Source organism: Citrobacter sp. wls827, assembly GCF_005280875.1.
GTDB lineage: Bacteria > Pseudomonadota > Gammaproteobacteria > Enterobacterales > Enterobacteriaceae > Citrobacter > Citrobacter youngae.
In genome coordinates, this window is record NZ_SZWR01000010.1 from 100,974 (window position 1) to 103,438 (window position 2,465).

Below are 2,465 nucleotides of genomic sequence, written 5' to 3' on the forward strand. Positions count from 1 at the left end.
GTCAATGACAGACAATATTCATAAACATCGCATTCTCATCCTCGATTTCGGATCGCAGTACACTCAGCTGGTCGCACGCCGCGTACGTGAGCTGGGCGTCTACTGTGAACTGTGGGCATGGGATGTTACGGAAGCACAAATTCGCGAATTCAACCCAAGCGGTATTATTCTTTCCGGTGGTCCGGAAAGTACCACCGAAGCAAACAGCCCGCGTGCGCCAGAGTACGTGTTCAATGCCGGCGTGCCGGTGTTCGGCGTTTGCTACGGCATGCAGACCATGGCAATGCAGCTCGGTGGCCATGTTGAAGGGTCTAACGAACGTGAATTCGGCTATGCGCAGGTAGAGGTTCAGACTGACAGCGCGCTTGTCCGCGGTATTGAAGACTCCCTGACCGCCGACGGCAAACCTCTGCTGGACGTATGGATGAGTCACGGCGATAAAGTGACTGCCATTCCGGAAGGTTTCGTGACTGTTGCCAGCACTGACAGCTGCCCGTTTGCTATCATGGCGCACGAAGAAAAACGCTTCTACGGCGTGCAGTTCCACCCGGAAGTTACCCACACCCGTCAGGGCATGCGCATGCTGGAGCGTTTTGTGCGCGACATCTGCCAGTGTGAAGCGCTTTGGACGCCGGCAAAAATTATCGATGACGCCGTTGCCCGCATTCGTGAGCAGGTTGGCAATGACAAAGTGATCCTCGGCCTGTCTGGCGGCGTTGACTCCTCCGTTACCGCAATGCTGCTGCACCGCGCGATTGGCAAAAACCTGACCTGTGTCTTCGTCGATAACGGTCTGCTGCGCCTGAACGAAGCCCAGCAGGTCATGGATATGTTCGGTGACCATTTCGGCCTGAACATCGTTCACGTTGAAGGCGAACAGCGTTTCCTGGATGCGCTGAAAGGTGAGAACGATCCGGAAGCCAAACGTAAAATCATCGGTCGTGTGTTCGTTGAAGTGTTCGATGAAGAAGCACTGAAACTGGAAGACGTTAAATGGCTGGCGCAGGGCACTATCTATCCGGACGTGATTGAATCCGCGGCTTCCGCCACCGGTAAAGCGCACGTTATCAAATCTCACCACAACGTGGGCGGCCTGCCGAAAGAGATGAAGATGGGTCTGGTTGAACCGTTGCGTGAACTGTTCAAAGACGAAGTGCGTAAGATTGGTCTGGAGCTGGGCCTGCCGTACGACATGCTGTACCGTCACCCGTTCCCGGGCCCGGGTCTGGGTGTTCGCGTACTGGGCGAAGTGAAGAAAGAGTACTGCGACCTGCTGCGTCGTGCGGATGCTATCTTCATCGAAGAACTGCACAAAGCCGACCTGTACAACAAAGTCAGCCAGGCGTTCACCGTGTTCCTGCCGGTACGTTCCGTTGGTGTGATGGGCGATGGCCGTAAGTACGACTGGGTTGTTTCCCTGCGTGCAGTAGAAACCATCGACTTTATGACCGCGCACTGGGCGCACCTGCCGTATGACTTCTTAGGCCGCGTGTCTAACCGCATCATTAACGAAGTTAACGGTATCTCCCGCGTGGTGTATGACATCAGCGGTAAGCCGCCGGCTACCATTGAGTGGGAATAAGCCGATAACCCTTTCTGAGTTTTCATGAACAGGTAAAAATGCAATCAACCCTCTGTTTTTACAGAGGGTTTTTATTTATGTGTATTCATTAATTTTCTATGTGGCCGTATCGCCCACCGGACCTCGCTTGCTGCGAAGAAACGTGATGGTAAAATCTGATCAGAAATGCGGAAACTTTCACAAATTTTACCTTCAATGATATGCGACGAACGGTCTGCATTTTATTGCATGAGGCTGGGGATCCATCAGGCTGGGCAGAAAAGTGCCTCGCGCATGAGCAAAAAGGGTTAAGGGAATCTTGTTGAAATGTTTGCGCTTTCTGTTTCATCAACGCCTAAGTTTAAGCTGAGGTAGCCAAAATTCAGGAGGTATGAGTTGGCATTCCCAATGCTTCCCATTCTGCCCCTCTGTTAGTGCGTAGTGCCCATGTTCTTGGGAAAGATAAAGATAAAGTTTTATTGATAGCCGTTCGTGCAGCATCCCAAGTCGAGTCATAAAGAAAATCATTTAATAATAATGAATATCCATATTGATTACTTCTGGGAGTCCATGCTCTGCTTATTATTTGAACAAGGTCTTGCGCTCCAAATATTGCATATGAATCCGATGTTGAACTATCTTTTGCTGAAATCCACAATAGTCTTTCGCCGGGAAACAATGTTTCTCTTCAGTTAATAAAACCATTTTGGGCAAAATATTCACGGTTAAGGAATGGGATAGGATTAAAAGTTGAATAAGGATCGTTATTACTAAAACTGGATATATTCTTGCAGAATTTATAGCGTATGTTTCAAGTTGATCGCCATTAGAATGGGATTGCCAAATATCAATAATTTGTGGATATCACCGCCAGCACACCTTCATCCTCTTGGTTGGCGAGATG

The 2,465-nt window shown here is 49.7% G+C and carries 1 protein-coding gene; it reads left to right on the forward strand.

Annotated features, from left to right (window positions below):
- Positions 1-4: 4 nt before the first annotated feature.
- Positions 5-1,582 carry a glutamine-hydrolyzing GMP synthase gene (gene guaA / locus FDX03_RS03850; RefSeq protein ID WP_048224996.1) on the forward strand — a complete coding sequence of 526 codons (1,578 nt, stop codon included), beginning with the start codon at positions 5-7 and terminating at the stop codon, positions 1,580-1,582.
- Positions 1,583-2,465 lie beyond the last annotated feature (883 nt).